Annotated in this window: 26 protein-coding genes; 18 read left to right on the plus strand and 8 right to left on the minus strand. The window is 68.5% G+C overall.

What is annotated here, in order from left to right:
- Positions 1-22 precede the first annotated feature (22 nt).
- The 3 genes from ACWC24_RS14110 to ACWC24_RS14120 form a co-directional block, all read right to left on the minus strand.
- Entirely contained in the window at positions 23-709 is a 687-nt protein-coding gene (locus ACWC24_RS14110; protein ID WP_450663064.1) for a hypothetical protein, read from the minus strand.
- A complete protein-coding gene (locus ACWC24_RS14115; protein ID WP_450663065.1) occupies positions 709-1017 on the minus strand; it encodes a DUF6112 family protein in 309 nt (102 codons plus the stop codon). The genes ACWC24_RS14110 and ACWC24_RS14115 overlap by 1 nt, the downstream gene beginning before the upstream one ends.
- A gap of 126 nt (positions 1018-1143) precedes the next feature.
- Positions 1144-2256, minus strand: coding sequence for a C40 family peptidase (locus ACWC24_RS14120; protein WP_450663066.1), 1113 nt, complete (start codon positions 2254-2256; stop codon positions 1144-1146).
- 517 nt (positions 2257-2773) lie between these two features.
- Here ACWC24_RS14120 and ACWC24_RS14125 point away from each other — a divergent pair.
- From ACWC24_RS14125 to ACWC24_RS14195, 15 genes are all read left to right on the plus strand, one after another.
- Positions 2774-3529 (plus strand): DNA-methyltransferase, encoded by a 756-nt coding sequence (locus ACWC24_RS14125; protein ID WP_450663067.1) that lies wholly within the window; start codon positions 2774-2776, stop codon positions 3527-3529.
- 244 nt (positions 3530-3773) lie between these two features.
- Complete coding sequence (locus tag ACWC24_RS14130) at positions 3774-4331, plus strand: DUF4913 domain-containing protein (protein ID WP_450663115.1); 558 nt, start codon at positions 3774-3776, stop codon at positions 4329-4331.
- Positions 4328-4807, plus strand: coding sequence for a hypothetical protein (locus ACWC24_RS14135; protein WP_450663068.1), 480 nt, complete (start codon positions 4328-4330; stop codon positions 4805-4807). The genes ACWC24_RS14130 and ACWC24_RS14135 overlap by 4 nt, the downstream gene beginning before the upstream one ends.
- Before the next feature lie 198 nt (positions 4808-5005).
- Complete coding sequence (locus ACWC24_RS14140; protein ID WP_450663069.1) at positions 5006-5707, plus strand: hypothetical protein; 702 nt, start codon at positions 5006-5008, stop codon at positions 5705-5707.
- A gap of 260 nt (positions 5708-5967) precedes the next feature.
- Positions 5968-6429, plus strand: a complete 462-nt coding sequence (locus ACWC24_RS14145; protein WP_450663070.1) for a hypothetical protein — start codon at positions 5968-5970, stop codon at positions 6427-6429.
- Positions 6426-6875: a hypothetical protein gene (locus ACWC24_RS14150; protein WP_450663071.1), complete on the plus strand. Its 450-nt coding sequence runs from the start codon at positions 6426-6428 to the stop codon at positions 6873-6875. The genes ACWC24_RS14145 and ACWC24_RS14150 overlap by 4 nt, the downstream gene beginning before the upstream one ends.
- A 57-nt stretch (positions 6876-6932) precedes the next feature.
- On the plus strand, positions 6933-7796 hold the full coding sequence (locus ACWC24_RS14155; RefSeq protein ID WP_450663072.1) for a winged helix-turn-helix transcriptional regulator: 864 nt from the start codon (positions 6933-6935) through the stop codon (positions 7794-7796).
- Positions 7793-8275 (plus strand): hypothetical protein, encoded by a 483-nt coding sequence (locus ACWC24_RS14160; protein WP_450663073.1) that lies wholly within the window; start codon positions 7793-7795, stop codon positions 8273-8275. Before ACWC24_RS14155 ends, ACWC24_RS14160 begins: the two co-directional genes overlap by 4 nt.
- A 65-nt stretch (positions 8276-8340) precedes the next feature.
- A complete protein-coding gene (locus tag ACWC24_RS14165; protein WP_450663116.1) occupies positions 8341-9486 on the plus strand; it encodes an MFS transporter in 1146 nt (381 codons plus the stop codon).
- A gap of 176 nt (positions 9487-9662) precedes the next feature.
- Positions 9663-10889, plus strand: coding sequence for an ATP-grasp domain-containing protein (locus tag ACWC24_RS14170; protein WP_450663117.1), 1227 nt, complete (start codon positions 9663-9665; stop codon positions 10887-10889).
- A complete protein-coding gene (locus ACWC24_RS14175; RefSeq protein WP_450663074.1) occupies positions 10886-12031 on the plus strand; it encodes an MFS transporter in 1146 nt (381 codons plus the stop codon). The genes ACWC24_RS14170 and ACWC24_RS14175 overlap by 4 nt, the downstream gene beginning before the upstream one ends.
- Positions 12028-12648, plus strand: coding sequence for an HAD family hydrolase (locus ACWC24_RS14180; protein ID WP_450663075.1), 621 nt, complete (start codon positions 12028-12030; stop codon positions 12646-12648). The genes ACWC24_RS14175 and ACWC24_RS14180 overlap by 4 nt, the downstream gene beginning before the upstream one ends.
- 28 nt (positions 12649-12676) lie before the next feature.
- Positions 12677-13546, plus strand: coding sequence for a DUF317 domain-containing protein (locus ACWC24_RS14185; RefSeq protein WP_450663076.1), 870 nt, complete (start codon positions 12677-12679; stop codon positions 13544-13546).
- Between the two features lie 30 nt (positions 13547-13576).
- Positions 13577-14065 carry a hypothetical protein gene (locus ACWC24_RS14190; protein WP_450663077.1) on the plus strand — a complete coding sequence of 163 codons (489 nt, stop codon included), beginning with the start codon at positions 13577-13579 and terminating at the stop codon, positions 14063-14065.
- Between the two features lie 952 nt (positions 14066-15017).
- Positions 15018-16379 carry a YDG/SRA domain-containing protein gene (locus ACWC24_RS14195; RefSeq protein WP_450663078.1) on the plus strand — a complete coding sequence of 454 codons (1362 nt, stop codon included), beginning with the start codon at positions 15018-15020 and terminating at the stop codon, positions 16377-16379.
- Between the two features lie 191 nt (positions 16380-16570).
- Here the strand turns inward: ACWC24_RS14195 and ACWC24_RS14200 are convergent, their stop codons facing one another.
- Positions 16571-16921 carry a hypothetical protein gene (locus ACWC24_RS14200; RefSeq protein WP_450663079.1) on the minus strand — a complete coding sequence of 117 codons (351 nt, stop codon included), beginning with the start codon at positions 16919-16921 and terminating at the stop codon, positions 16571-16573.
- A gap of 679 nt (positions 16922-17600) precedes the next feature.
- Between ACWC24_RS14200 and ACWC24_RS14205 the strand changes: the two genes are divergently transcribed.
- From ACWC24_RS14205 to ACWC24_RS14215, 3 genes are all read left to right on the plus strand, one after another.
- The gene (locus tag ACWC24_RS14205; protein ID WP_450663080.1) at positions 17601-17954 is read left to right on the plus strand and encodes a DUF317 domain-containing protein; all 354 of its coding nucleotides are present in this window, start codon (positions 17601-17603) and stop codon (positions 17952-17954) included.
- 258 nt (positions 17955-18212) lie between these two features.
- Entirely contained in the window at positions 18213-19031 is an 819-nt protein-coding gene (locus ACWC24_RS14210) for a DUF317 domain-containing protein (protein WP_450663118.1), read from the plus strand.
- Positions 19032-19597: 566 nt separating this feature from the next.
- Positions 19598-20623, plus strand: coding sequence for a DUF6615 family protein (locus ACWC24_RS14215; protein ID WP_450663081.1), 1026 nt, complete (start codon positions 19598-19600; stop codon positions 20621-20623).
- 42 nt (positions 20624-20665) lie between these two features.
- Here ACWC24_RS14215 and ACWC24_RS14220 read toward each other — a convergent pair whose 3' ends face one another.
- The 4 genes from ACWC24_RS14220 to ACWC24_RS14235 form a co-directional block, all read right to left on the minus strand.
- Positions 20666-22405: a relaxase/mobilization nuclease domain-containing protein gene (locus ACWC24_RS14220; RefSeq protein ID WP_450663082.1), complete on the minus strand. Its 1740-nt coding sequence runs from the start codon at positions 22403-22405 to the stop codon at positions 20666-20668.
- Positions 22402-23028: a plasmid mobilization protein gene (locus tag ACWC24_RS14225; protein ID WP_450663083.1), complete on the minus strand. Its 627-nt coding sequence runs from the start codon at positions 23026-23028 to the stop codon at positions 22402-22404. Before ACWC24_RS14225 ends, ACWC24_RS14220 begins: the two co-directional genes overlap by 4 nt.
- Positions 23029-23388: 360 nt before the next feature.
- Complete coding sequence (locus tag ACWC24_RS14230; protein WP_450663119.1) at positions 23389-24984, minus strand: hypothetical protein; 1596 nt, start codon at positions 24982-24984, stop codon at positions 23389-23391.
- Positions 24984-25640, minus strand: coding sequence for a WhiB family transcriptional regulator (locus ACWC24_RS14235; RefSeq protein ID WP_450663084.1), 657 nt, complete (start codon positions 25638-25640; stop codon positions 24984-24986). The genes ACWC24_RS14230 and ACWC24_RS14235 overlap by 1 nt, the downstream gene beginning before the upstream one ends.
- Positions 25641-25744: the final 104 nt, after the last annotated feature.

The following is a 25744-nucleotide window of genomic DNA, read 5'->3' on the forward strand; positions in this document are numbered from 1 at the left end:
TGTCTATGGCGAGCAGAGCGTGTCATGGCACGACAACGGGGGCGATGGAGGCCAAGGAACAGTTCGCGTCGGGGCGGCACTGCACGGCGAGGGTGATCGATCGGTCCTCCGAGCCGGAGCCCCCCTCTTTCCAGGCGATCTGCTGCTTGCCGGTGACGGTGACGGCGTAGATGTACGCCTCGGTGATCGCCGACGGATCGTCCGCCAAGGCCTGCCTGAACGCGGAGGGGTAGTGGGCCTCGGACACGGCAGCGGTGGCGTACTGGTCCTGATCGGCCATCCGCGACCACAGCACCGGATCGGGCACCTGGGCGGTGAGGGAGGACCAGTCGGCGTACTTCGTCTCCGGCGTCAGCCACGCCTTCATCCCGGCGAGCTGCTGATCACGGCTGAGGGTTCGGGTGTCGTACGACCACAGCATCGTTGCGGCGGCCTGGGCGAAGGTGACCGGGTCCGCCACCGGTGGCGGCTTCGCCATCGAACCGGCTCCGACAGACGCCGTCGGACCGGCAGGCGCCGTTGTACTGGCGGACGCGGAGGCAGCGCTCGCTTCGGACGGGGCGCTGGGCTTGTCGGCGCGGCCGGTGAACAGAGCGACCGCGGCGGCAAGGGCGAGCAGAACGGCGAGGCCGATCGCACCGGCCGTGATGCGCTGTCGGGCTGACCAGCCCAGGCCGTAGTCGGCCAGGGAAGAGGTTCGATTCGGCATCAGTGGACCTGCGACCCCAGAGCGGAGAAGAAGGCGACGACGCCGTTGGCGGCGCCGAGGCCGAGAGCGGCGCCCGCCGACACGACGGCACCCTTCTTGCCGTTCGCCTCGGCCTGGTGGCCGCCCGTGTGGTGGCCCCAGGCCCACACACCGAGCGAGACAGCCAGCGCGCCGACCACGGCGACGATCGCGAAGAGGTTGATGCTGTTGACGACGTTCTTCAGGACGGTAAGGCCGGGCAGGCCGCCGTCCGAGGGTGTGATGCCCGGGTCGTAGGCGAGGTAGACGAGTCGGTCTGCAAAAGACATGGGCGCGGCGAGGACTCCTTGCAGGCGCAGGGCGAGCAGCCCGGCGGTAAGCGGGGGAAGAGAAGCGTGAGGGGAGCCGCAGCGGAGCGGGACGGCAGGATGCTCCGCCGCGCCGGACGCAACCCGTCAGAGGACACGGCGGGCGGCGAGGATGTCCCAGTCCGCCAGCGGCGTGATTCGAACGGGCTTTCCGGTTCGAGGTGCCTCGATCGCGAGTCCCGAGCCGATGTACATGCCGACATGCTCGGGACGGGCAGCGCTGCCTCGGGAGAAGATCAGATCACCGGGCTCAAGACGCTTCGGAGAGACGGCGTTGCCCTCGTCGACCTGCGTGTACGTGGTGCGGGGGAGCCGGATCCCGACGTGCGCGTACGCCTGCTGGGTCAGCGAACTGCAGTCGCAGCGGCCCATCGGATCCGGGCCATGCGGAGCCTTGCAGGTACCGCCCCACTGGTACATCGTGCCGAGCTGCGCCATCGCCCACGCGATCGCTCGGTGCGCCTTCGGATCGGCGTCTTTCGGAATCGAGTAGCCCTTGGGCACCGAGCCTTCGGGGATGACGCCGTAGTCGGAGCCATCCTCGGCCGCCGTACAGGAGATGGCGCTGGAGATGGTGCCGGGGTCCGTGCCAGAGGCATCCTGGCCGGTGTCGGGAAGCGTGGCAGCGATTGCCGTCTGCAGGGCGGTCGCCAAATCCTCCCATCGGCCGTAGGCGTCGGGGTAGGCGGAACGCTGGACCTTCTGCGCGGCCTGGGCGACGGTCAGTTGCTGCCATCCGTCCACCGCGAGCAGGTGCTTGTAGAACTGGGTGGAGGCGTAGACGGGGTCGCTGATCTGCTCGGCGGTGCCCCAACCCTGGCTCGGGCGCTGTTGGAACAGGCCCAGCGAGTCACGGTCGCCGGAGCCGAGGTTGCGAAGCCGCGATTCCTGCATGGCAGTGGCGAGCGCGATGGTCTGGCCCTTCTTCGGGACATGAAGGCTGATCCCGGCGGCCACGATGGTGCGGGCGTTGGGGATCTGCTCCTCGGGCAGTGTCAGGCCCTCGATGTGGACGTCCTTGCCGGAGGCACCGTTGAGGATGTTGGTGACCTGATCGGCGACATCGGTGTCCATGCCGGTCAGGCAGTGGAGGTTGCTGGTGTAGGCGGCTTTGCTGGAGGAAGCCATCAACATGGCCACGCCGCCGAGGAGGAATGGGGAGAGGAAGACGACGCCGATGCCGACGGCGAGTGCCTTCAACCGGTGTGGCCCCCTCGCGGGCCGGCGTTGTGGTGCATGGGCGGGTAACGAGGCGTCATGGACGTTTCCTTCGAGGGGTGGTATCTGTCGTGCGGCCTACGTGGGGCAGGGCGGAAGGGGAAGCGACGGCCGGTGATGGGCGATGGGGGAGTACAGGCGTGGGCGAGTTGCCACTCGCTCTACGGGCCGAGTCGTGAGCTAGATGTGCCGGGGCGGAAAGGGAACCTCCGCGATGTGTGGTGGGGGATGAGCTGGCGGAGGTGTGCGCCGAGCGGTTCCAAAACAGTACGACCGGATCGCCGGTCGGCCAAAAGGCCGCCAAAGGGGGCCGGAATCGGGCCCCTTGCCAGTGCCCTTATTGGCCGACAGGCGCTATGGGCCTACAGTTTTGGGACTCCCCTCGCCTCTTACCGGGCTGTGGCCCTGGGCTTCGGCATGCTCCATTCCCGCCTGTAGGGATCCTGCCGGGCATCGGGGGTTTCCTTCCGCGCTCTCCCACCCGAATCGGGGTACCTTTTTGCCTTTTTCCTTGCACCGGGGCGACGCACTGAGCGTCCTCGCCGCCCTGCCGGACGACTGCGTCGATTCGGTCATCACCGACCCGCCGTACAACTCCGGTGGGCGGACGGCGAAGGAGCGCACGTCGCGCAGCGCAAAGCAGAAATACACATCCGCCGACGCCGGCCACGGCCTGGCCGACTTCACCGGCGAGAACATGGACCAGAGGTCCTACGGATATTTCCTGACGCAGATCATGACCGAGGCCCAGCGGCTGACGAAGACCGGCGGGACGGCGATGCTGTTCACCGACTGGCGTCAGCTGCCCATCACGACGGACGCGATCCAGGCGGCAGGCTGGCTGTGGCGCGGGGTGCTGGCCTGGCACAAGCCACAGGCCAGGCCACAGAAGGGACGGTTCACCCAGAACTGCGAGTTCATCGTCTGGGCGTCCAACGGGCCCATCGACGCCGCCCGCAATCCGGTCTACCTGCCCGGTCTCTACAGCGCCTCGCAGCCCTCGGGCGCGAAGCGCCAGCACATCACGCAGAAGCCGGTCGAGGTGATGCGCGAGCTGGTGAAGATCGCCCCGCCGGGAGGCACGGTGCTCGACTTCTGTGCCGGATCCGGCTCCACGGGTGTGGCCGCGCTGCTGGAGGGCCGCGACTTCATCGGAGTGGAGAAGACCGAGCACTACGCCTCCATCGCCGCCGACCGGCTCACGCAGGCCGTCCGCCAGACACTCACCCAGGACGACGTCGTCCTGACCGCCTGAGCTTTCAACACCATCCGGCCCACGGCATGCAGGGCGCTGCGCGGATTGCGGTACAACGCCTGGACCAGAGCTCTTCCTGCCGCTCTGCCTGGCATCCAGGCTCCGGCACCTTTTCTTCCACGGCTTCAAGGAGGCCCGTTCTCACATGCCCGAATCCGTAGAACCGCACGAAACACGGGAGTTGGAGCCGGTCCGGGTTCCCGACCCGCACCTCGAAGGAATCGAGGCCAGCGTCCGGAAGCTGATGGAGCAGTCCGCGCAGCAGGCACAACAGCTCGATCACCTCGCCGCGACGCCGGTCACCGGCCCCTCGCCGTTCGCGGCGTTCGGCCTGCCGGGGATAGGCGGGCCGCCTTCGGCCGCTCCGCCTGAGCCTCGCCCGATCCTGGAACTTGAAGGCGAGGAGTACGAGGACGAACTCGACTCGCTGTCGGACTGGGTCGATGACTTCCTCCTGCCGGTTTACGGGGCCGAGGTCACCACGGCGGCGCCCTGGTGCCTGCAGTGGCAGGAGCACGACGATGTCGTGGCCTGGCTGCACGCCCTGTGGCTCGCCTACGAGCAGCACAAGGACCCCGAAGCCGGCCTGAGCGGACTGTTCGTCTGGCACCGGGACTTCCTCACCCACGCCATGGCGGCGATCCGGGCTCCCGGCGGTCCGCTGTCCGCGTGCATGACCTCACCGGAACGGCCCGCGCACCGGCTCCTGCCCGGCCCTCCGCCCTCGGCCCGCCCAGCGAAGGCGAACCTGCCGGAGGCCGCCACGCCCGGTTCCGGTGAACCGGGCCAGCCGACATCATGAACGAGGGGCAGCCGGCCTTCGGCCTCACCTTCGACCCTCGGGCCCTGACCGACCTCCTGCAGGCCCCCAGCGACATCCGCGACTTGGCCCTCGCTCAGCTCCAGGACGTGGTGAACGCCGATCTGTTCGGTACCAAGCTGACCGGGGACTTGTCCGGCCACCGCAAGCTCGTCGTGGACTCCCGTAAGGAATGGCGCGTCGTCTACGCCGTGCGCCCGGCGCCACCGACGTCCGCACACCGCACGGAGATCCACGTTGTGGCCGTACGGCCGCGGGCCCGCAACGACATCTACGACACCGTCGGCCAACGCCTGGGAATGGCTCGCCGACCCCTGAGCGCCCGCACCCACGCAGCCCGTTCCCGCTCGCCGCAGCTCACGCCCAGAGACCCCGTTCCGAAGCCGGGCCCTCTGCCCTCCGCGACGCGGGGCCTGCCCCACTCGGTCCATGCTCCCTCCGCGCGTCACACGCGCTGACCCAAGGAGTACTCACCTGCGCCGGGCAGTCGGTCGCGTTGACCGACGACGGCCGTGCCGCACTGGCCGCTAGCCACCGATCGGTTCCGGCCGCCGCCGCAGCCCGTGTCCGGTCCGGAGCTTGTCCGGACACCTACAAGCCCCGCCACTGCCCTGCGCCTCCTACCGAAAGCCCCTATGCCTTCACCAGAACCGGACTTGTGCCTGGACGACTTCGAGGCTGCCGACGAGCTGACGGAAGAGAAGTTCTGGCACGCCATCGAGATCGAGCAGTACATGCTCACTACGCTCGCCGAGCACCATTCCGCCGACGGGGCGCGCAGTTTCTACGTCCTCCACAACGGGGCCGTCACCTGGGGTGTCCCTGGCGAACCGCAGATCGTCGCCCTGCACCTGGAGCGGGACTTGAAGCGAAAGACCTTTCGTTTCGAGCACGCCGCACTGCCCCTGCCCGCCATGGCCCAGTCCTGGCTCATCCACCGCGGCTGTCCGCGAGACGCCATCGGCCTGCGCCCAGGCATGGGCACCAGGCCCGCCGACGACGCGACCCACGCGCTGGAGCAGCGCTTGATGGACGACGGGGACCACTTCGCCCTCGTGCACAGCCACACCCAGGACGACCCTGACGACATGACCACCCTCGTGGTGCTGCACGTCCTCGACGTGTGCGACCCCGCGCCGTTCCGTGTGTTGCACGAGGAAGTGGACACCGACGCCTTGACCCACACCCTGCGTGAGGGCGGCTTCGCCACTGCCGAAGAAGCATTTCAGTGGTGCGACAACCGCCTCAATGGAGAGGCCGCACCCTTGCCGCCCGTCCGGCTCGAGGCTCTGCTCGCCCGGCGGCCGGGCCCAGTGCCGGCACCCCCTATGAAACGCCCGCCAAGGCGAAACCGCTGAACATCAAATCCGCTCAGCGGGGCGCAACATAGCTGACGATCGCCGGTTAGCCAAACCGGCGAATCAGTGGACTCTTGTACAGCCGGCGGAGAGAAAGCCTGGCTGTCTCCTACCGGAATTCTCGTTTCCCCGTACGAAGGTTACTGCCGCGGAGAGATGCCGCCGAGCTGTCGCAAAGGCGGCTGGGTCGGCCGACTGTTCCCCGCTGTCTCCTCCGTAGAAGTTCAGCATTTGCCGTGCCCCGCAGAAAGGAGTTCTTTGTGTCCGACGGCATAGAGGATGTCGTGGGCGTGCTCGCCGAACAGATCGAGCGTCGCTTCGGGATGAGCATCGACGAACTGGCTGCCGCGGTGGCTGCGGCGCCGGAAGCGAGCCCGGAAGCCACCGACGTGGTGAGGTGGCACAAGCTCCTGACCGAGTCCCAGGCGGCGCTCGGACGAGCCGAGGACGACCTTCTTGCCGCGCTGGAGACGCAGCCCGGTGAGGTCGACGATCCGACGATGGACCTCGCCCACCGCGTCAACGCGGCCGTGGCCATGCGTGACGGACGGGCCATGGTCGTGCGCTGGCTCCTCGCCCCCAGTGCCGCAGGCAAACAGAGCGTTGCCGCAGAACGTGCGGCCCGTGCCAACCGCTGGGCCCGCCGAGGCCCGGCCGTACAGACCAGCGCGCCGGCCCGACCCGCGACGGCGCCCGCAACAAGCCGAGGAGTCCTGCGATGAGCGTCCGTGACAAGCCCTGCACTCAGGACGCCCGGCTCCGGGAGGTCTTCGGCGCCCCGGTCGCCCAGCTGTATGTGACGGCCGTAGGTCCGGACGCCTCCGCCGCGCTGACCCGGGCGCTCGAACTGCGCTCGTTCCTGGCCCTGGCTGAAGAGCAGGTCGCCCGGATCCGTGACCGTGTACACGAGGCGATGGCGCCCGAGCGCGACATGGACGAGCTGTCCTCCGACGTGCTGCGGATGGACGCGCAGTGGCTGGAAGCGGCACTGGATACCCGCGACGGCTGCCGTGCAGTCCTGGACGACCTGCTGCGCAGCATGACTCCGCCCGGACAACAGACCCGGCTTGTCCGCATGACCCAGCAGACGGTCACGGCGACCCCGCCTCCTGCCACCGATGCCCCAGCACCTCGGAGCGGCGGGGCGCCTCGGGCGCGCCGGCTGTGAGCGCTGCCCCTACATGCTGACCCGCCCCAGCTCCTTTCGCACCCAGGAGATCCCCCCTTGGCCACCACCGGGCTGCCACTCGCCGTCGATGCCGACATCGCCCGCGTCACCGAAGCACTCCGCATGATCACCCCGCGCTGGAACGTGCGGATCCTGCTGGCCCTGAATGAGCAACGGCAGCGCTACACGCAGATCGCGGACCAGCTGCCTCATCTCCAGAACGGCCAGCTGCACCCGAAAATCCGCTCGCTCTGCGATGTCGGCCTCGTCGATCGCAGCGAATACTCCGTCCGCCACGTCACCTACGGCCTCACCCTGCGCGGCCGCCAGCTTCTGACGGTGCTCCCGTTGATCGCTGCCTGGGCCGAGGAGCACTTGGAGAAGCCGGAACAGCCGCTGTCCACGATCGAGCAGGTCGAGGACAGCCTCACGCTCCTGGCCCGTAGGCAAGCCCCTGCGATTCTCTGGGTACTGAAGGTGCGTCAGGAGACAAGCGCCCGGGCCCTGGCCCGCATCGTCATACCCGCCGGCTACTGGACCAACATCTATCCACCGCTACGCCAGCTCATCGACGACGGCTTGGTAGTGACTGATGGCCCGGGACAGCCCTACCGCCTCTCGCCGTCCGGCGACAGACTCAGCCAGGTCTTCGGCACGCTGTCCATGTGGGCCGCCGGACGGCCGATGGGCCACGCGGCGAACCACCCGCTCTGGGGCAACAACCCAGATCCGCAGGGGAACACCGCCGCCCGCACCTGGGCAGGCCACCCGTCCCGGCTGCCGACTCCATCCGCACCACCCGCACCAGCTGTACAGCCCCAGCCCGCCCACCACCTTGCCTGGCCCAACGGTGAGCTGTTCTCCCACGCCACACCGGTCGGTCCTAAAACCGCCCCGCCGATGGCAGGAGCTCGCCGATGATCCCCGCCATATCCCCTCAGCAGCTGCAGCACGCGTGCGCGGCGCTGTCCTCTGCCGACCTGATCTGCCTGGTCAGCGAGATCGACGACCACGAAGCCATCCCGCCCCGAGCACTGACACGCACCCTCACCGCCCTCACCACGCACCAGATCCGGCAGGCCGTCGACCAGGCAGACACCCTCGGACTCCTCGACCGCTCCCTCTCCGGACTGGAGCTCACCGCAGCCGGACGGGACCTGGCCGACCTCTACGATGCGACGGCCCGCTGGGCCCGACGCAACAACTACCCGGCCGCAACTGGTGACTTCGCCGGACGGATCCATCACACCTTCGCTCTGCTGGCAGAGACGATCGCGGATGCCCGATTCGCACGCTTCGAGGTCGACGCAGAACTCCGTCGGATCCGCCGGCAGATGGCCGATTGGTTGTCCGCCCACCAGCCTCAGCAGACTTCCTGTACCTCTGGCGTCGCCGCGTGACGCCGATCGCGGGCCTGGCGTGCAGGATCTATCTGCCGCGCGGGGCGGACGCCGCCGCGTTCGCGATGACGACCTACGGCGTCCCCCTGCTCGTCCTGGCAACTACCGGCTCGGTGGCTTTGACGGGTGTGTCCTTCGCGCTGGGGTGGCTCCCGCGCATCGGCGCGTTCACGGTGGCCGGCAGGCTGGTCGACCGCTACGGCACGGCCCTCGTCTTCCGCACTGCCTGTCTCGTGCGGGCCCTGGTCGTAGTCGCCGCTGCCGCCGTCTTGGTGCTCCTCGACGCCCGCACGCCTGCCTCGACCCTCATCGTGATGGTGCTCGCCGCGTCCATCGGCGTACTCACCGAGGTCAGTTACGTGGCGGTCGAGACCTCGGGCGGCGAGGCAAGCCGGAAGGCCGGCACCCAAGCGCACCGGGTGCAGTCCGTCCTGCTGGGGATTGACCAGACCGCCACCCTTGCCGGGCCTGCTCTCTCCGGCCTGCTGCTGGAGCACGGCGGAGCGGTCGTCATGCTCGCCTCGCTCGCGAGCTTCTCCCTCCTCGCTGCCGCGCTCGGGCCCCGCAAGCCCTCCCCGCCGACCGGCCCGGTCACTGTCGAGTACGGGCTGCGCACGGGCTGGGCGACACTGCGCTCACTGCCTGCCCTTGCCTGGCTGGTGGGCGGGCTGGTCGTTTCCAACGGTTCTGTCGCCCTTCTGCAGGCCGCCGTCCCGGTTGTCGTCGTCACCGAGCTGGGGCATTCCAGCGCGGACGCCGGACTCATCTGGTCCGCCGCAGCCGTGGCGTCCCTGCTCGCCATCACCGCATCCCGCAACGCCATCGACCGATGGGGCCTGTGGCCGGTCGGCGCCGTGGCCGCCATCGTCGCGGCTGGAGCGACGCTCGCCCTCGCCTGGGCCGACACATACCGCGGCTACCTCCTGCTGATCGCCGCCTTGATGGCGGGCGAAGGCGGCCTCACAGTCGTACTGCGCACTCTGCGCTCACGGCTGATCCCGTCCGACGTGTTCGGCAGCACCCTCGCCGTGACGATCCTGCTGCTCCTGATGCCCTTCCCCGCCGCCGGTCTGTTGGTTGCGGCCGTACCACCCGACCATCTGGGACACGCCATCACCCTCGCTGCCGTCGGGCAGGCTATCGGCCTCGCCATCGCCTTCACCCGCCTGCGCACGCTCCCCCTTACTGCCGCGCCCACGTCGATGGCCTGACCCCCGGCACGAGCGAAAGCTGCTCGTCCAGCACCCTGCGGGGGCCTTCGCGATCGAGATCCGTCGCCGACGCGCGGTCTGCGAGCACCTGCCGCAAGGCCTTTCCACCATCTGAACTTTCGAGGAGCACCTTCTTGTCCGACCGCCCTGTTGTCCTGATCGTCGCAGCCGCCGACATGGAAGCCGAGGCGTATCGCGGCTACTGCCTGCAGTCCGTGGCCGCGACCTACGACGTCGTCCTGATCACCAGCGAGGAACCGTCGTGGGAGGTGCCGTACCTCCGCGACTGCGTGGTCGTACCCGACCCGACCGATCAGGCGGCGTTGTCCGCCGCCGGCCGGGCCCTGGCCGAACGCTACGACCTGGCCGGGGTGTTCACCTGGACCGAATGGTACGTCGTCCCGACCGCCCGTCTCGCACGCCAGCTCGGTCTGCAGACCAACGCCCCGGAGGCCATGCAGGCGTGCCGCAACAAGGCCACCTCGCGCAGTCTGTTCGCCCGGTACGGGGTTCCCTCGGCCGCCTCGGTGAGTGTGCGCACGCTTCGGGAGGCCGAGGCGGCGGCCGAGCGGATCGGCTACCCGGTCGTGCTGAAGCCCGCCGCGCACGCGGCCAGTATGGGCGTGATCCGCACAGACACCCCTGAACAGCTCACCGCTGCCTACGAGTTCGCCGAGAAGGCGGCCGCCTTGGGGCGGGAGAACACCAGTGTGCTGGTGGAGGAGTATCTCGACGGACCCGAGGTGTCGATCGAGTGCGTCACCTACCACGGTGAGACCACCGCCGTCGCGGTCACCCGCAAGACCGTCAGCGCCCCGCCGTACTTCGAGGAACTGGCTCACAGCGTTGACGCGAACGACCCGCTGCTCGACGTGGTCGCCCCGACGGCCCGAGCTGCGATCCGTGCTCTGGGCATCACCGACGGGGTCAGCCACATCGAGATGCGCCTGGTCGACGGCCGCCCCCGGCTGATCGAGGTCAACGGCCGGATCGCGGGCGACATGATCGGCCACCTCGTCCGCCTGGCCACCGGCATCGACCTGCCGCGCGCTGCCGCCGGCATCGCCTGCAACCGCGCCCCCGACCTCACCCCCACCCACTCCTCGGCCGCCGCGGTCCAACTGATCTACCCGGAAACCTCCGGCACCGTGCGCCGCCTCCACTTCGACGGGAGCCGCCCGCCGTGGCTGGAGCGCATCCACTTCCAGCGCCGTGTCGGCGACCAGCTCCTCCTTCCGGCCGACGGCGGAGACATGTTCACCGCCCGCATCGGCTACCTGATCACCTCCGCGCCCACAGCGGACCTGGCGCAGGCTCGAGCCGAGCAGGCCGCCTGCCGCATCCAGGTCCACGTCGTGCCCCGCACGGTCGACGAACCTGTCGTCGTAGGGCGCCCCGCATGAGCCGCACCGACGTCTCCCTCCGGCACAGCCGTGCCCTGCTGACCGGCTACTTCCTCGGCCTGGGTGTGGTGATGGCTGTCTGGGGCGCCCGGATGCCAGCTGTCCAGCACGCAGCCCACCTCACAACCGGCAGTCTCTCCCTCGTCCTGCTTGCTGCCGCTGTCGGTATGGTCGCCGGACTGCAGGTCGGTGGTCGGCTCGCCCGACCCGAACGGCTTCCCGGGCTCCTGGTCGGCGGAGCTATCGCACTGGCGGCAGCACTCGCTCTGGTCGGGCAATGCAGGACGCTGGCCTCGCTGCTCGCAGCGGCGCTTGCCTTCGGCGCCGCGCACGGTGTTTTGGACGTCGCCGCCAATACCGAGGCGGTCCGCTGTCAGAACGCCTACGGCAAGCCCATCATGTCGTCCCTGCACGCTGCCTACTCGGTCGGCGCGCTGAGCGGCGCGGCCCTGGCCGCGGCCACCGCTGGCACAGCCCACAGCGCTCTGTTCCTGACGGTCGGCGCCGCGCTGACGGCGAGCGTGCTCGTGGCCGGGCCGCGTACCCTCACGCTGAGCGGCACCGATTCCAAGTCCTTCGACCCCCACGGGCCCGATCGGGACCGGCCGACGGGCCGGGTGTGGCTGCTGGGTGCGCTGGCGGCTGCCAGCTTGCTGGGGGAGGGAGCGGCAGCTGACTGGGCCGCCGTGCACGTGCACTCCCTGCATGCCGGTACGGCTGTCGCCGCGAGTTCCTTCGCCCTGTACAGCACCAGCATGGCGATCGGCCGACTGACTGGCGACCGGCTCACCCTCCGCTTCGGCGCACCTGCCGTTGTCCGCGCCGGCGCGATGCTTGCCGCAGCCGGGCTGGCCACCGGTGTCCTGGCCGACAGCGTGGCCGCGGCGCTGGCCGGCTGGGCGGTCTTCGGGCTCGGCCTGTCCACCACCGTCCCCTCCCTGATCACCGCCGCCGGGAGCCACGGGCCGAGAGTCGTCGCCACGGTGTCCGTCACGGGCTACCTCGGCCTGCTCGCCGGCCCCGCCCTCATCGGCGCCATCGCCAGCATCACGACCCTGCCCACAGCCCTGCTGCTACCCGCCCTCCTCGCAGCCACACTCGCTGCCCTCGCCCGTCGCGCCCTGGAGAAAACCGCCCCTTGACCCGTCTCACCAGCCTCGACGCCGTCATCCTCGACTACAACGGGGTCATCGGACTGCAACCAACCCGCGCCCACTGGCTTCGACTGGCCCGCACCGCCTCATGGCCCGAAGACGATCTCGCAGGCTTCCAGCGAGCCTTCTGGAACGCCCGCGAACTCTACGATGTCGGCCAGCTCAGCGACTTGGCGTACTGGGCACGCGTCCTTGGCACCCATCCCGGCTCCCGCCTGCTGGACGAACTCCTTGCCGCGGACACGGCCATGTGGACCAAGACCGACGAGAGCGTCCTGGCCGTCCTACGTCGCGCCCACGCCACCGGACTGCGAATGGTGCTCCTGTCCAACGCACCTGCCCACCTCAGTACCGTGCTCGACACCCACGACTGGCGACGCATGATGACCCAGGCGCTGTACTCAGCTCGACTTGAGGTGTGCAAGCCCGATCCGGCCGCCTATCAACACGCACTGCTGGCCACCGGAGTCTGCGATCCACGACGCGTTCTGTTCGTGGACGACCGTGCCGACAACTGCCAGGCAGCCGCCCGCTTGGGCCTGCGGACGCTGCACTACACCGGCTCCAGCGAAGCCCTCCAAGAAGCCCTGGTGCTCGCCGCCTGACCCGCTCGTCTTCACCACTCAGGAACCTGTGACCTCTTACGACGAACTGCGCACGACCGACGGAGACGTCTTCGTCTCGCCACGCCATCTCGCCTCCACCACCGGGATCGGAGACCCAGCCCTCGCTCCGCTGATCGACCTCGGCTGGGACCTCCATAACGACGACCTCGGCAACGCCTACGTCAACGCTCCCGACCGCAAGGTCCGCCTGGGCTACCTCCCCGAGGGGGAGGACGACGGGCTCTGGCGCATCAACGCCTACCGTGATCCGTTCGGGCCGCCGACCTGGGGCGTCTGTTTCAATGACCGAGTCCCCACCGAGTTCGTCCAGGCGTTCACCACTGTCCTCGCCACGGCGTACGAACAGGGGCCGGACGCCTACCTGGCCCGGCCGGTCTACGGGACCGACGATCAGGATCCGTTCCTCGCGGTCGTGCCCCTGCTGAAACGAGGTTGGGAGATAGACCGTCCACGCTGGGGCGTGTTCGCGGTCCATGCCCCGGACGGGCTCGCCGGCCTGGAGTTCACCACCGGCCACCTCGACCCGGAAGCCGAACTCACGACGCGCGACGCCCGCTGGCAGCTGTGGGCGGGCAAGTCCATCGACCGGCCCGTCTGGTACACCACGGCCAGCACCGACACCCCCGTCGCCCTCCTCACCGCCGTCACCCAGTGTGTCGTCGACCCGGCTCCACTGCCCCGGTGGCGTGAGGACACCTTCAGCTACATCCAGGGCATGGCCCGGCTCACCCCGATCCTTCCGCCCGGACCGCCGATCCCCACCCCGCTCGACGTACAGCGGGGGGCTGCGTCCCGCCGTTCGGCAGTGCTCCCCGCAGCCAGCGTCCCGCGCTGGAGCACCACGAGTCGACGGGCCCTGCCCGGTCCACGGCGATAGGACCAGCCCGACCCCTACCGGAGACCCCTCTTGTCCCTGCAGGCACCCGAGTTCTTCGCTGAGCTGTACCTCCCCTTCCACGATCGCACCGTCGTGGGCAACACATACTTCGCCGCTCCCGTCCCCGGCGCTGCGCTGCGGCTGCGGATCGATTTCACCCCCACTGTCTATGCGGACACCTACGGCGGCCTGCGCCTGGCGGTAGTGCACCGGGACCGCGGCGAGATCGACGCAGTCGTCCTCAGCTTCCTCGACCATGGCACTTTCCACCGCCGAGACGAAGCGACCAACACTCGGCCCGACACCAAGCAGTACGGCACCTTCGACAAGTACCACCGCCCCGGACGGCCGCCGTGGGACGGAGCTGTCACCACCGGGCTGCGCGACGCCATCGAGCAGTACACCGCCGTCTGGTTCCCCGGCGCCTGGACCGCGTCCGCGCAGAGCCGGGCCACAGGCCGGACCGCACACACGGCCCCCGCTGTGCCGGTCTCCCGCAGCGGCACCCGTGCCCGCTGAGCCGCGCACGCACCGCCAGCTCAGCCGTTCCGGCACGGGAGCCCTGTCCGTTGCGTTCCCGTCCTTAGGCCTCCTCCGCGACGGACGGACCTACGAACTCATGCCACCCACCACTCTCGCGGCTTGACAGACCGCATTAGGAATCGGTGATCACGGATTAACCGGCCGATCCCCGCCGTCGGGTCGGGCTCCGTCGCGGAACCAGCTCAAGGAGGGACGTCATCACTTCGAGGGCAGCCTTCTGGCGCTGAGGCTTCCGAGACCAGACTGCCGGGCAGACCACCCCGAAGAAGAAGAACGACCCCAAGATCAGGCTCGGGGCCGCCGACATCGCGGCAACGGTCAGGTTGCCCTGGAGTCCTGCGGCGAGGGCCCCGGTGCTTGTCATTGCCAGACCTGCGGGAGCCAGCCAGCGGGTGGAGCGCCGCGGCGGCTCCGCACCAAAGGCTCCGCCCATGACCTGGCTCGCTTCGCCAGTCAGAGCATTCCCCGTACCCTCAGACATGTAGTTCTCCGTACCTATAGATGGGGACTACGAGCAAAGACGGCTTCCTGTTGGCGCAGGGAGCCGTCGCTCGTTGCGGAGCAGCCGACTCAGCCGTTGGCGCAACGATCGCAGATCACCACGGCTTGTGTATCCGCAGAAAACATCGCGGGACTAGAGCGTGTTAGAGTTATCGCAGATCAGAGTACGTTCAAATGCGTTGACTGTGATCCATACCACTCATCAGAAGGGGCACTATGTGATGCATATCACAGTGAGGAAATGGCTCGGCTTCTACCTGTGAAGGGTGATGGGTCCCTGGCTGCCTTCGCGAGAGCGCTTCGGGAGTTCCGGGAAGGGGCGGACGGAACAGTCGACGCGGCGGTCACGCGCGGAGCGTCAAGGACGGCGGTCTACGCGGCGCTGAGCGGTACCCGCCTGCCAAGCGCGCAGACGCTGGATCTAGTCGTGAGCGCATGGGGGAGCGGCAATGTTGCGGAGCGGGACTGGTGGCGCAAGCGTCGGCGCGAAGCCGAGGAGGCCATTGCGGAGGAATCTCGCCTCATGGGCGTTGCCGCTCCTCGCCGTACACCAGAAGAGACCGACTTCGCCGAGGAGCTGCGTGCGCTCTGGGATGAGTGCGGCAGCCCGGCGACTGAAGCGGTCGCGCGCCATTGCAAGGTGAGCGCTCGCACCCTGGACTCCTACCTCGGCGGGCTGACCTTTCCGACGCCAGAGCGGCTCGACCAGCTCCTCATCGGACTGGCTTCTGCGACCGGAGCTGACGACGAGGCGGATGAGCCAGCCGTACGCGGGGCCCCGCGTACGGAGAGACTTCGGGAGGCCTTGCTCCGGGCTCGCACGGCTCGCACGGAGGAACGCGCCAGGGTTCGGGAGTTGGCGACTGCCCTGCCTGGTGGGCAGTCGGGGCGGGCCGTAGACACACCGCCCTCCTTCACCGGGTTCGGTCCGGTGCCGGGAATCCTGCCGGGGCGTCGGTTCGACGATCGCGGAGCCCTGGTCCGGGCTGGTGTCCACCGGCAGTTGATGGCCAGCATCGCCGGCGGCGAGAGACTTGGCGCCGAGTCGGTCGTCGTCAGTGGTGAGCACACCGATGACGACGACCACGGTGACGTCATCCTCCATACCGGCGAGGGGATGATGGGTGATCAGCAACTTACCCGCGGCAATGCCGCATTGGCGACGAGTGCGTCCACTCGCGCCCCCGTCCGTGTGGTGCGCCGGATCATGGACACCTCTGGTGACTGGGTCTATCGCTACGCTGGGCTCTACACAGTTGAGGACTATTGGTCCGAGCAGGGTCCAGAAGCCCGGCGTGTCTGGCGATTCCGCCTCGTCCGGCGGGCGCCTGCCGAGCAGGGCGTACCGAACCTTCCACAACTCGACGAAGTCGAAGGGGCGGAGGTGGGCGGCGACGTCCGATCGCCCCTCTCGATCCAGCGTGTTGTCCGCAGCACGGCCATTGCCAACCTCGTGAAACAAATTCACGACTTCACGTGCCAGGTCTGCGGGGTCCGCCTTCAGCTACAAGCCGGCCGCGCATACGCCGAGGCTGCGCACATCCGCTCGTTGGGGAGACCTCACGGAGGTCCAGACACGATGGGCAACCTCTTGTGCCTGTGTCCCAACTGCCATGTGCTCATGGACGCAGGAATGTTGCTCATCAACGATGACCTCACGATCGTGAGCAGAGCGGACAGCACCGTACTCGGAGTGCTCCGCGAGACACCGGAACACCGGATTGACAGGGAGGCACTCGCGTACCACCGCACCCTCCACGGCGTGCCGGGTGAAGGGGCGCCGCTTTGAAGTGGGTTGGGGTCAGGAGACCGCGATTGAAGGGATAAAGGCCAAGCCCAGCGCAACGCCGTTGCGCTGAGTGGTGAGGACGGTGAGGCACCACCTTCGTGGGCGGACGCGAACGGGCCCGCGATCTCGCGATCGCGGGCTCGTGACCCCCGAGGAAGCCCGTGCACCCGTCTCTGATGCCGCGCGGGCGGTCAGCCCGACGGACGTGCCGACCGCCAGGCTTCGGTCAGGGCGGTGAGGAAGTCCTCTTGGGCCTGACGCTGGAACCAGGTGAACAGGATCGCCTGTCGTTGCCCGCCGATCTTCGTCTTCGGGGCGTTCGCCCAGTACTCCAGATGCGCCGGATCGGCGTCCGTCGCCAGGAAGACGTACCCGTTGACGAGTCGGGTCGGCGGCTTGGCCAGGGGCCGGACGAGGTCCGCGAGAGCAACCACACAGCCCTTGGCGCCACCGATACGGGCAGTGAGCGCCCGCTTGATCTCGACCCGGTCGTCGTACAACGTCACCTTGGCGTTGAAACCCCTGTAGGTCCTTGCCTCCACGCCTTCTTCCCCGATCTGTGTCCGGAAGGGAACCGGTCCGCTGTCGCCCGTCACCAGAATTTCACCGCATGCCAGGCCGAGGTCGCCGCACTGGCGACGGACGAACGGACTCCACTCGTGGCAGTCCAGCCGGACCTGATTCCGCTCCAGGCGGCCGGAAACGCTCCCGACTTGACGAGACCGCCGATACCGGTGGCCATACCCACCACGCCCTTCCCCGCAGTCCCGCCTCCGCCGGCCTGCATCCGTCCGCCCTCGGGCCGGGCAGATCTCGGCCGCTCGCCATCGACATGGCTGATTCACGCCGATCTCCGATGGTGAAATGCACCGCAAAGATTCGACGGCAGCTATCAAAAAGGAACAATCGGCGAGACCTGTGCCCATAGCGGGGTTCCACTCGGCCGACCACAGCCCCCACGAACTCAGGGAGGTAGAGGCGGACGAGTCGGGCTGTATGTGCCGAGTTCTGCCCGGCCTGCGGGGTGATCAGGTAATGACCTGCATGTTTGCGGGCATGCGGCGCTCTGTTCGGTCCTCAGGGACTTTCAGCCGAGATCTGTGAACCAGTAGTTCGCCGGGGGCAGATATGAAAGATCACATAAAGACTGGCCAATGTGTGGGTGGGCATGTCAACGTAGACGACCTTGCAAGAAACCCCAGGTCAGAGAGGTGATTGCTCGTGACCGTAGCCCCCGTTGGCCGCGGATTCTCCACCACCGTCGAAGCCCTGCGGCTGCGTGAGTGGAACCTCGGTCCCGGCCAGGCCACGCTGGTCATGGACCAGTTCTCCGCGGAGGACTTCCACCTGATCGTGGATGACCGCGCGGACGTGCACGTCAGCTCCAAGGACGGCCGGTTCTACCTCGGCTGGTTCCCGCTCGGCCGCTCCGGCACGGACGGCGAGGGATGGAAGATCGCCGTCACCGGCACGGCCAAGGTGCGTGGCTACCGCTTGTCGTTCGACACCGAGACGCCGGCGGAGATCGTCGCTGCCGCCGTTGCGCGTGTGTTGGAGACTTCACGCCTCCTATGACAGCGCAGACATCGGCAGGTAGAGCCCACCCTTGTGAGTGGCCAGCTGTCCGTCGGTGCATCGCCCGGCGCAGGTCGTGCAGTCCGTAGACGATATCGGTCAGACCGTCGTGTTCCTCGCTGAAAGACGAGACGAGGACGCACAGCTCGGCCACCTGCCGCCCGAAGTCGCCGTTGCCCGGACGTGGCAAGGCCCCGTCCGGGCGCCCCGGCGCCGCCCGGCCGTCGTGCTGTCGGCGACTAGACCCGTACCGAACCCCTGGAGGCGTCCCTGTACCCCGATTTTCCGCTCGGTCCGTCCACTCCGTGCGGCGGCCCGTCCGCGTTCTGGGTCGGCCCCCGGCATCTGGCCGGTGATGACGGGCATTTCTACGAAGTCGTCGCCGACACGCTCGACGGTCTGGGTTGGACGAGCCTGACGATCGTCCGCGGACGGCACGAGCCGGACGAGGCGCCGGGTGACCGCCAGGTCCTACGCAGCACCGTCCTGCACATCAGCCCCGACACCCTTCGATGGGCTCAGTGGAGCCTGGCGGACGAACCGTTCCACCTGGGCGGCCTGCCGATTGCCTGGCAGATCTCCGCCCGGGCGGACATGAGCAGCCCCCTCGCTCAGTGGTCGGCCTACTTCACCCCTGACATCCCCGGCGAGGCCGTGGCCGACTTCCTCGTCACGCTCGACGCCCTCGGCCAGCCCGCTGTGCCCCTTGCCGACTCCGAGCTGGTGCTCGACGCAGTCGTCGCACACGGTTGGCTCCGCGACGTTGACCAGCCCCACGCGGCAGCGACGGACCCGACGTTCACCTCGCACATCAGCCTCGGTGATGTGCCACCCCTCATCCAGGACGCCGACTTGCGTGCCCTGACAACCGAGGCTGGCGAGATGGGGCCAGCCGGATGGCAGGCGTGGGCCGAGCCCGCGCTCGGTGCTCCCTGTCTTTGGGCGGCCTCCTTCGGTTCCAGCGTCCCGCACGATCTCGTGGCCGCCTTCGCCGCCTCCCTCAGCTCGACCGCACCCGTCCTGCGCCGAGTGTTGCCCGAGGCCACTCGGGAGCGACTGCTGCGGGCGCCGGCCTAGCGACCGACGGCCTCCTGCAGCCCGGAGGGAGAAGCCCGGCCCTCCCGAATAGGGTCGGGCTTCGGGTATTTCCTTTCGCGACTCGGGCGAGCCATCGACTCGGAGGAGGGCGACCTGGGCGACGGGCACGCGTTCTATTGCCCGTTGGGGTGATCGCCTCCGGCCGCAAGGCGGGGAAGTGGGTGAAGTGCGGCAGGTATGGCGTAGCGGTGCACGTTCCTGTGTGGCCGAATAGCCACATGTCTCGAACCGGGTGAAGCAGCAGCCAGTCCTTGAGTACGCGCCGCACTTGGCGCAGGAACCATCTCACCGTCGAGCACGAGGGGCTGCTTCCGAGGCATTGACGCGCCGTTGACCCGGGCGTGGCCGGGCACCCGCAGCTCTGGCGGAAGGAAGTCGTCCACCTCAGCGGCTGGCTCGCTGCCTTCACGGTCCCGTACGGCCCGCGCCCGCTCGACGGTCGGCGGGACCTGTCCCCGCATCTTCGCCGCCATCTCGAACAACCGGTACTGCTCCCCGGCCTATCCGTACGCCTGATGTCAGTGGTCTTTGGTTAGCTGATGCCCATGATCGGACGCGCATTATCCCTTCCGGGCACCAACACTCAGGCGGGTCAGCAGCCCTCGCTGTGCGACGTGCTGTTGTGGTTAGCCGGCAACACTTTCTGCTGGCTAAACAACGGCCATCACCGCTATCCCCCTGCGCCTGGTGAGGAGAGCTTCACCGACATGAACATCCGGCACCTACGCCAGTTCGTCGGCGATCGGGTGAAGGTGTTCCAGTTCACCAAGGGCCAGGAGCGCCAGAACGGTGCCGACTGGGAGATGTGGATCCACAACCGCACTCACGGAGTCGGTCTGCGGATCCAGGCCAAGAAGGCGTCGAAGGAGGGTCGGTACCCCTTCGACTACTGGGTCGGGAAACAGCCCGCACGCCAGTGCGACCTGCTTGTGCAGAACGCGCGGACGGTCAGGTGTGCGCCCGTCTACTTGCTGTACAACCACTTGGATTGGGAAAACGGGGGCGAGGAGGAAGCGGCTCAGGCAGGACTTCTGTGCGGTCATGTCGCTGCTGACGGATCACACCATGGATGCACACTGCTGTCGGCTTATCGCGTCCAGAACGAGGTCGGCCGCAAGGCAGACGGCCGCAATGTGCGTCACGCAGTTCTGAGGGAGGAATCGCTGGCTTGGAACAGGGTGTTGTGCGACCGTCGTGGTGCCGCCGACGCGGCGTCCTTTCATTCCAGCAGTGAGATCCTTACTCGCGTATTCACCGCTGTCAAAGGGCTGACGCTAGTAGGCCGGGGCCTGGCACCGACATACTTGGCAGGATTAACTCCCAGCGATGGCGCCGAGGAGGACGCTGCGTACGCCCACTGCCGGGACGTAGACGATGTCGATGACACTCTCGCCATCTTGGGTGGCGGCCCTCCCCGGTTGCCACCCCATGTGCTCCAGCTCCTTCAAGCTCACGAGGCGGAACCGCCGGTCCCGCCGGTGCCCACGGTGGCGACGGTGCTGGTGGACGTCAGCGACGATCGAGCGCAAATGCCTTCCAGTTGGCTTGAGGGGTGTGTCAGATACCGGTAGTGGTACAGCGTCCTGCCCCTCTCGTCGGCCGGTCTGAAGAGCTCATCGTGTGTTGCTTGCCGCTTCTTCGCCCAGGTATCGGATGGATGACCTGGCACGGGACGCCACAGGGCGCACGGCGAACGGACTCTTCACCGTGTTGCGCTCGGGCACTCCCGAAGCGTCGGCGGGCAGTTCGGCCTTCCCTCGCAGCCGCCACACCAGCACGTCGCTGATGGAGTCCGCAGTGTCGAGTTCGCGGCGCCCGACTGCACTGGCAAGAAGGCTGGCTGGGTCATGGCCGGCGGCCTCGGCGTCCGAGATCGTCGCGGCCAGGGCGTACCAGCCGGGCTCGGCGAGGATCTGCTCGGCCAGCTCCGGCAAGGCCTCGCGCAGCAGTACCGTCTGCCGCTGGAGCACCGGCCGACTCAGATGCCGACCACGCTGGTAGAGCACGCCGAGCGGCTGGGCTGCGGCAGCCCGGTAGGCGGTACGCAGGTGCTCGGCGGCCCGAGTGGCGGCCTCGGCCTGCTGCGCGTGGCCCTTCTTCGCGTGCCAGTGCGCGATGGCGGTTATGAGGAAGAACAGCATGTCGATAGCCATGGCGGTGGTCGCGCCGTCCTCACCCCGGCGGAGGGCGGGGCCACCTCGGACGAGGTCGCGGGCGGTCTGCCGCAGCGCGTGGTCGTGTCCGCGTGCGGCGCGGACGTGGGAGCGCGAGGCTCGCTCGAAGGCCGTTGCCGCGTCCCGGAGTTCGCTGCGGGTGTGGGCAGCCGACGTCTTGGCGAGCGCGTCCAGGACCTCGCCGGCCGCGGCGATGTGGGCGGAGGTGACCGCGTCGTCACCTTGCTCGATGAGCAGCACGGCCTGCCACGCCACTGATGCCGTGGTCCGGCGGGCACTGGCCGGAGCTCCCAGCCCCGTAGGCGCCGTACCCCCCTGCTGTGGAGTCGGAGTGTCCTGGGCGTCGCCGGACCAGCGCTCCCGGATGCGAGGCAGCGAGAGGTCGGGGGCCAGGCGCGCGCCAGGGTAGAACACCGGCTCGTCGTCCCTATTCAGATCGTCGGGCAGAGCCACCTTGTACCCGAGGAGGTCTCCTGACGGCGCGACCCGCTTATGGATCAGGACGCCGGCGGCGGCGAGCCGGTCGAAGAACTCCTTCTCGCTGGTCGCGCCGGCCACTGCCCGCCGAACCGTCTCGCGCAGTTCTTCGCGGGCGGTGCGCTCGCGGCCCTGGCGCTCGGCCTTGTGGCGTTCGGCGCTGGTGGGCCGCTGAGCAGCTGTGCCGTCGCCGGGGGCGACCTGGTGGAGGCCGAGTTCCTGCTCGATGAGCCGGGCTTCGGCCTGGGCGCGGGAGCCGGAACGGTAGTCGTCCGGGCGGTGGCCGTCCTCGGTCACGAGGGTGGCGACGATGTGGATGTGGTCGTCCGCGTGTCGTACCGCGACCCAGCGGCAGCCGCGCTGTCCTTCGCCGGGGTCGATGCCGGTGGCGGCGACGATGCGACGGGCGATATGGGCCCACTCCGCGTCGGACAGCGTCCGGTCTCCGGGGGCAGCGCGTACGGAGGTGTGCCATACGTGCTTGGCCGGCCGGGCGTGCTCAGCGAGGACCATCACGGGTTGATCCAGGAGCTGCTGGAGGTCTTTGAGGGCGGCGTTAGGGTCGCGGCCGGGGTCGGGGGACATGCCGTCGAAGGAGGCGACGAGGTGGGGGTCGGTGTGCTCCTCGTGTTTGCCCGGGCCGTAGAGGTAGGCGAGGAGCCCGATGGTCCGGGAGCCTGAAGGGTTGACGCTGGGGATCACGAGCTGCGGTGCTCGATCAGCCGCGCGGCGGCTTGGTGCGCTGTGTCGGCGGCACGGCGTACGGCGGCGACGGCCGCTTCGAGCTGTGGAGCGTCTGCACCGGAGTTGAGTGCCTTGACTGCCTGGTTGAGGTTGCTGCCGGCCCAGCCGAGCCGACGTCGGCTGTCGAACAGGGCTGTGATTACTTCGCGTTCGTCGGCGATCTCGGCGCTGGTGCGGTCAAGGTCGCGGGCGGCGGTGAGCGCGGAGCGGGCGAGGAATCCGGCGACAGACAGGTTGCACCGGGCTGCGGCGGACTTGATGAGAGCGAACTCCTCTTCGTTGAATCGTGTGTTGGGCTGGTGCAGACGCTTCTTCTCGGGTGGCTGACGCGGACGCTGGCGGGCGCGAGGGGCGTGTTCTCGACGTTCGTGCGGCTCGGTCAGCTTCTCCTCGTGGCCCGGCTTCGATCCGCCCCCGATCGAAGCCTGAAGGACCTGCGCCCCCCGGTGCAGGTTCTCTCTCGCTCCCTCAGGGGCGGGTTCGGCGGAAGCTACGCTTCCGCCCCAACTTGCTCGCCCTGAGAGCGTGTTGCTGCTTATGCATTGGTCTGGGGTGATGCCGTCCCTATGCCGGTTCGTCATCGAGTCGTATACCTCGGCGAGGGGATGCGGAACTGTGCAGGGGCAGCCGGATCGGTGCCATCGGCCAGCTTTGAGTCGATGCGTACGGGCATTTTTCTCCAAGGTAGGGGCGGCCCGCTGTGTCCGGGCCGCCTGAAGCGAACAAGAGGTACTTACTGTCGCTTTACGGTGATCATCTGCATACGGGACAGCGGCTGAAGTGGCTGCTAAGGGCTCTGGCCATCCGGTCCTTTGCGAAGGCGGCGCGCGTTGCCCTGGTTTTTGCGGACGGCCTGCCAAGATGCCTTTGTGCCTGGGCGCTCAGGAAGCTGATCTCGCGCTCGTGCTCTCCACGGAGGGACGCGAACTTCGGGCAGGTCTTCACCGTCTGATGCTCCTTGTCGCCTTGCTGCTGTCCTCGTTGCGGAGTGCTGCGAGCACGAAGGTCAACCGGTCGTTCCGGCCGCCGACGAGGCCTTCGCGTCGGAGAATTTCCCGGAGCTGGACCCGGGTGACGGTCTCGTTGCCGTCGCGCGCGAGCACCGGTGGCACCAGAGGCCGGATCCGCTCGACGAGCTGTTCCACGCTTTGCTCAGGCTGGCGAGGCAGGCGTCGTGTCCGAGGGCTGCGAGGCTGGCCGCCCCGCTTGGCTTTGGACGCCGGAGTGGTCGACCCTCGGTCCCCGATGGGGACGGTCCCCGTATCGGAGGTGGTCATGGCATGGTCCCCAATGGGAGAGGCAGCGGTAGCCGTTCCTGACTCGATGCTCCTCGGTCCCCGCTGCACATTAGGCACCTGACCTGGAGATTTGTCGGCCTCCTGGCCCCCGGTCCCGGCTACCCGGTCCCCGGTCCCGGCCACGCGATCCCCGGTCCCGGCTACCCGGTCCCCGGTCCCGGCCACGCGATCCCCGGTCCCGGCTACCCGGTCCCCGGTCCCCGTCTCGTGGTCCCAGGTGCTTGCCCCATGGTTCTCGGGTCCCCGTCCTGCGGTCCCCGATTGCTGGTCCCCACTCTTCGTCCTGCGGTCCCGGTCGTCGGTCCCCGCTGCTGCGACAGCAGCAGGGTTACCTGGGGGGCCGGCGCTTGAGGATTGCGATGAGGGGGTCGTGACGGTTTTGCTGTCGACGTGGGAAGCAGCCCAGGGAGAGGGCAGGGGGACGGTGGCGAGGGAGAGCGCATGCCGACGAGCGGCAAGCTGATTGAGCAGCTCGGCGCGCTGGACGGGGTCCGTGCCGACAGCAGCCCTCCCGACGGCCTTCGACAGCTGACGTGCGAGGCGTCGACCGCGTCGGCTCTGCTGCTGGGCGGGGGTGCGTTCCGAGAGACGGGCGGCGAGGTCGACAGCGCGGGCGGTAGCGCGGTCGCGAGTGATCTGCGCGGCGTCGCGGTCACGTGCGGCCATACCGAGGCGGGACAACAGGCGCTCGCGTGTTTCCCGGCCGAGGGTTGCGATCAGGCCGTGGGAGGCGGCGCCAGGGGTGCGCAGGCGGAGCTCGATGCCCATCGCGAGGTGCCACAGCATTGCGGCCATGACCGGGCCGACGAAGGCACGGACGGTGCCGCCGACGGGACCGCTCTCGGCATAGGCCGGGATGACCTGTACTGCGGTGATGCCCCAGACCAGGGTGCCCGGTAGACCGGGCACCCCTTGGGAGGCCAGATTTTGGCGGGCCATGAGGGCGGTTGCGAAGAGGGCGAGTTCTGCGGCGGCGAACATGCCGACTCGTTCGGCGGTGCCGGCGATGTCGAGGTAGTCGGCAGCGAAGCGCCAACTGGTGTCGGCGCTGTATGCGGTGCAGCCGAGCGCGGCCATGGCGGCGACCTTAACCGCCGGATTGCCGAGACGTCTCGGTGAGCTTGCCTTCCGGTGCCGGAGAACCCACGCGGCTGGTCCCAGGGTCAGAACGGTGAGCGGGATGGCGAGGGTGAACAGGGTGGAGAGGTCCGGGGAGGACCCGAAGTGCAGAACGGAGATCACGCTGCCTTTCCGGCAGAGGCACGCACTGGCGTCGAGATCATCGGAGGGCAAGTCGGCTGCTGTGCACCCGGTTCGGCGGCCAGTGGCCGACTGCCGGTCTGGGCTGCTTGCACCTTCTTCTTGGCGTTCCTCTTCGCACAGCTGGGAGGCACGCCCTGGGTGCGGTCACGATCGGAGATCCTGTTGGCTGCCTGCTTCAGAAGGTCACGTGCGTGCTTGCGCCCGATCTGCAGGGCGATGGCAAGCCGGTCGGCGCGCCAGCCGCAGACATAGGCGTGGTCTATGGCGATCTGTCGTTCGGCCTCGGTCAAGTGCACATCGCGGCCGTTGAAGAAGGCGACGACGCGGCTGTAGTCGAGGCGGTGGGACAGTCCGTCGTGCCAGGGCTTGCGTTCAAGTTCGGTTAGCCCACCCCAAATCCCCTCTTTTAGGGCATTTTCCAGAGCGTAGGTGAGGCAGTCGCGGCGGACTGGGCAGGGGCCGCACAGCTCCTTGGCCTCGGCGGTGGCCTCGTGGTCCCTGGGCAGTGGGAAGAACGTGGCGTCCGCGTCGTCGGGGTCCATGCCGTGGCACACGCCGCGCGTATGCCAGCTGGTGTCCCCGATGCCACGCAGGCCAGTGGCTGGGGCGAGGTGGGTGGTGATGTGGCGCATGGTCGTCTCCGGTGTGCTGTCGCGGCGACCGGCTGAAGGGTGGCGGTGAATGCACGCGAGCGTCAGATGCTGGTGGCAGCGCCAGGTCGGCGCTGCCACCAGGA

The organism is Streptomyces sp. NPDC001443 (assembly GCF_053597355.1).

Bases quoted from the DNA above. Each gene is read 5' to 3' on its own strand.
- ACWC24_RS14110 (WP_450663064.1), bottom strand. From the start codon at position 709: ATGCCGAATCGAACCTCTTCCCTGGCCGACTACGGCCTGGGCTGGTCA.
- ACWC24_RS14115 (WP_450663065.1), bottom strand. From the start codon at position 1,017: ATGTCTTTTGCAGACCGACTCGTCTACCTCGCCTACGACCCGGGCATC.
- ACWC24_RS14130 (WP_450663115.1), top strand. From the start codon at position 3,774: ATGGAGCAGTCCGCGCAGCAGGCACAACAGCTCGATCACCTCGCCGCG.
- ACWC24_RS14135 (WP_450663068.1), top strand. From the start codon at position 4,328: ATGAACGAGGGGCAGCCGGCCTTCGGCCTCACCTTCGACCCTCGGGCC.
- ACWC24_RS14150 (WP_450663071.1), top strand. From the start codon at position 6,426: ATGAGCGTCCGTGACAAGCCCTGCACTCAGGACGCCCGGCTCCGGGAG.
- ACWC24_RS14160 (WP_450663073.1), top strand. From the start codon at position 7,793: ATGATCCCCGCCATATCCCCTCAGCAGCTGCAGCACGCGTGCGCGGCG.
- ACWC24_RS14165 (WP_450663116.1), top strand. From the start codon at position 8,341: ATGACGACCTACGGCGTCCCCCTGCTCGTCCTGGCAACTACCGGCTCG.
- ACWC24_RS14170 (WP_450663117.1), top strand. From the start codon at position 9,663: ATGGAAGCCGAGGCGTATCGCGGCTACTGCCTGCAGTCCGTGGCCGCG.
- ACWC24_RS14175 (WP_450663074.1), top strand. From the start codon at position 10,886: ATGAGCCGCACCGACGTCTCCCTCCGGCACAGCCGTGCCCTGCTGACC.
- ACWC24_RS14215 (WP_450663081.1), top strand. From the start codon at position 19,598: ATGATCGGACGCGCATTATCCCTTCCGGGCACCAACACTCAGGCGGGT.
- ACWC24_RS14225 (WP_450663083.1), bottom strand. From the start codon at position 23,028: ATGACGAACCGGCATAGGGACGGCATCACCCCAGACCAATGCATAAGC.
- ACWC24_RS14235 (WP_450663084.1), bottom strand. From the start codon at position 25,640: ATGCGCCACATCACCACCCACCTCGCCCCAGCCACTGGCCTGCGTGGC.